This window comes from Streptomyces synnematoformans (assembly GCF_039531005.1).
GTDB lineage: Bacteria > Actinomycetota > Actinomycetes > Streptomycetales > Streptomycetaceae > Streptomyces > Streptomyces synnematoformans.
On the sequence record NZ_BAAAPF010000474.1, the window covers coordinates 1 to 3,667 of the forward strand.

Here is a 3,667-nt window from a genome sequence, read left to right on the forward strand (position 1 = left end):
GCCCCGCCGGGGTCCCGGGGCAGAACCCCGCGGGGGGTCTCGGGGGCAGAGCCCCCGAGTTTCGGGAAGGGGCGGGGTCGGGGAACCCCTCCGCTCCGCCGGCACCGCCGTCCGGCACACGCGACCCCGCCGAGCCGCCCGCCCCCGGCGAGGCCCCCGCAACGCGACCGGCGCACAGCGACCCCGCGGCGGCTCACGCCGGCGCCCCCGCAACGCGCCCAGCACACGACCGCACCGACCCCGCCGCCTCCGCCGACGTCGGACACGTACTCGAACGGCTCGTCGCGGCCCGCCTGCTCACCCTCGACGACGACGTCGTCGACCTCGCGCACGAGGCGCTGCTCACCGCCTGGCCCCGGCTGCACGGCTGGATCGAGGAGGACCGCGAGCGGATGCGCGCCCTGCGCCGGCTCACCGAGGCCGCGCACGGCTGGGAGGAGCTGGACCGCGACCCCGGCGCGCTCTACCGGGGCAGTCGGCTGGCGCAGGCCGAGGAGCTGTTCGCCGACCGGCCGGGGGAGCTGACCGGCGGCGAGGCCGCGTTCCTCGCCGCCAGCACCGCCGCCCGCGGCCGCGAGCGGCGCCGGTTCCGCGGGCTGCTCACCACGCTGGTGGCGCTGCTCGTCCTCGCCCTGGTCGCCGGCTCGTTCGCCTGGCAGCAGGACCGCGCCGCCGACGCCGAGCACCGCCGCGCCGAGGCCCGCCGCGCCGCCGCCGTCGCCGAGAGCCTGCGCTTCACCGATCCGGTACGGGCCATGCAGCTCAGCGTCGCCGCCTGGCGGCTCGCCGACACCCCGGAGACCCGCGGCGCCCTGCTCGGCGCGCTGCACCAGCGCGAGTCCGACTCCTTCGCGCTGCCGCAGTCCGGCGAGCCGCGCGCGCAGCGCTTCCTCAGCGCCGACGGCCGCACGGTCACGACCGTCGGCGGGGACCGCACCGAGCGCTGGGACGTCGCCGCGCACCGCCGGCTCGACGCCGGCCCCGGCCTCGGCCGGCCGGCCGAGGAGTCCGACTTCCAGCTCTCCCCGGACGGCCGCACGCTCGCCGTCGCCGCCGACGGCGGCGGCGTCCGGCTGCGCCCCGGCCGCACCGAGATCCCCGGCACGACCGGCCGGTTCGGCCCCAGCGGCCGGACGTACGTCGCGCACAGCTGGTCCCTCGACGGCGCGCGGACCCGCTTCGCGGTCTGGGACATACGCGACCGCAGGAAGCTCTTCTCCTACGAGACGGGCACCGACGGCGGAGGCCGGCTCGGCCACGTCAGCCCCGACGACCGGCTCGTCGCGCTGTGCCCGCGGCGCGGCCTGCCGGAGGTGTGGCGCATCGGTGAGCGGCAGCGCAGGCTGCGCGCGTACCCCGCCGCCCGCGGCGCCTGCCGCTCCGACGGCGCGACGATCGAGTTCACGCCGGACAGCCGCGGGCTCGCCGTCATGGACGACGCCGGGATACGGGTGCTGGACGTGGCGACCGGGCGGGAGCGGCTGGACGTGGCGCGCGCGGGGCTGTCCGAGATCGAGTTCAGCCGGGACGGCTCGCTCGTCGCGGCCGTGGGCCCGGACGAGCTGGTCGTCTGGCGCACCGCCGACGCCTCGGCGCCCGTGCTGCGCCACCCGCTGGTCAGCGAGTACGCCACGGAGCTGCGGCTGACACCGGGCAACGGCGAGCTGCGGTACCTCAGCGGCCTGTCCGGGCGCGTGGTGCGTACGGTACGGCTGGCCGGGATCGCCGGCGCCGGCTGGCACGAGCGGCGGCTGCAGGACGCGGCGTTCAGCCCGGACGGCGGCAAGCTGGTCACCGCCCGCCGGTCGGGGTCGCGCGGCGTCTTCGAGGTGCACGACATGCGCGGCGCGCCCCACGGCCGGGCGCCCAAGAGGCCGCCGCCGCTGCCGTGCCGGGTGCCGCGGGGCCTGGACCCGGTGGCGGACTTCTGCATCCCGCTGATGGCGTTCAGCCCGGACGGGCGCCGGCTGGCGTACGCGCTGCCGAGCGTCCTGGGCGACGAGCCGGAGCGGGTGCGGGTGTGGGACACCGGGACCGGCCGGACCGTACGCACCCTCGACGTCACCCCGGACCCCGGGAGGGCGAACCCGCTGAACAGCCTCGCCTACGGCCCCGGCGGCAAGCTCGTCCTCTCCCGCATACCCGGCCGGGAGACCCTGGAGGTGTGGGACGTCTCCCGCGGCGTACGCGTCCGGCGGCTGCGCGGCGCCGGCGGCGACCCGCTCGCCCTGCACCCCGGCGGCAGGCTGCTGGCCACCGGCGACGACCAGCTCGTCGGCCTGCGCCGCGGCCGGGTCACGCCGCGCCCGCTGGCGCAGGACGGGGTGCGCTCCGTGGAGTTCAGCCCCGACGGCCGCTACCTCGCCGCGGGCGACGACTCCGGCCGCGTCACGCTGTGGGACGGCGCGGGCCGGCGCCGCCTCGGGACGCTGCCCGGCACGTACCGGGGGGTGCAGACGGGCGCCGCGGAGCCGGCGACGGCGCTGGCGTTCTCGCCGGACGGCCGCACGCTCGCGGTCGCCGGGCACGCGGGGACGCTGCGGCTGTGGGACACCGCGTCCAACCAGGCGCTCGGCGGCAACCTGCCGACGGCCGGCGACGAGCTGCTGGCCGTCTCCTTCAGCCCCGACGGCGGCGAGGTCTACGCCGTCGGACGGCACACCGCGGCGCGCGCGTACCCGGCGGACCCGGAGCGGGCGCGGCGCGCGGTGTGTGTCCGCGCGGGCGGCGGTCTGTCCCGGGCCGACTGGGAGGCGTACCTGCCGGGGCTGGAGTACCGCGACACCTGCTGAACCGCCCGGCCCGGAACACGGCCGCGCCCCCGCCCGAGCTGCTGCCCGAGGCGGGGGCGCGGCCGTGCCGTACGGCTGCGGCTACCGGACCGCTCGCCTCACAGGCCGATCTCGCTCTCGAACTCGCCCGCCTCCAGCAGGGCCTTGACCGCCCCCAGGTAGCGGGCGGCGTCGGCGCCGTCCACCAGGCGGTGGTCGTAGGAGAGCGTCAGATACGTCATGTGGCGCACGGCGATCGTCTCGCCCAGCTCCGGGTGGTCGACGACCGTCGGACGCTTGACGGTGGCACCGAGGCCGAGGATGGCGACCTGGTTCGGCGGCACGATGATCGTGTCGAACAGCGCGCCGCGCGAGCCGGTGTTGCTGATGGTGAAGGTCGCGCCCGAGACCTCGTCCGGGGTGATCTTGTTGCTGCGGACCTTGTCCGCCAGCTCCGCCGTCTTCCTGGCGATGCCGGCGATGTTGAGGTCGCCCGCGCCCTTGATGACCGGGGTCATCAGGCCCTTCTCCGTGTCCACCGCGATACCGACGTTCTCGGTGTCGAAGTAGCTGATGGTGCCCTCGTCCTCGTTGATGCGGGCGTTGACGACCGGGTGGGCCTTCAGCGCCTGGACGGCGGCCTTGACGAAGAACGGCATCGGCGAGAGCTTCACGCCCTCGCGCTGCGCGAACGCGTCCTTGGCCCGGGCCCGCAACCGCATGATGCGGGTGACGTCCACCTCGACCACGGTGGACAGCTGGGCCTGGTCGTGCAGGGCGCGCATCATGTTGTCGCCGATGAGCTTGCGGATGCGCGGCATCTTCACGGTCTGGCCGCGCAGCGGCGACGCCTCCAGCGCGGGCGCCGCGGGCCGGCCCGCCGACGGCGCCGCGGG

General features: G+C 77.1%; 2 protein-coding genes. One reads left to right on the forward strand and one right to left on the reverse strand.

Annotated features, from left to right (window positions below):
• A partial coding sequence (locus ABD317_RS34615) for a WD40 repeat domain-containing protein (RefSeq protein WP_425582520.1) occupies positions 1-2,792 on the forward strand: 2,792 nt, incomplete at its 5' end.
• Between the two features lie 98 nt (positions 2,793-2,890).
• Here ABD317_RS34615 and ABD317_RS34620 read toward each other — a convergent pair.
• On the reverse strand, positions 2,891-3,667 hold a 777-nt coding region (locus ABD317_RS34620), incomplete at its 5' end, for a 2-oxo acid dehydrogenase subunit E2 (protein WP_344295486.1).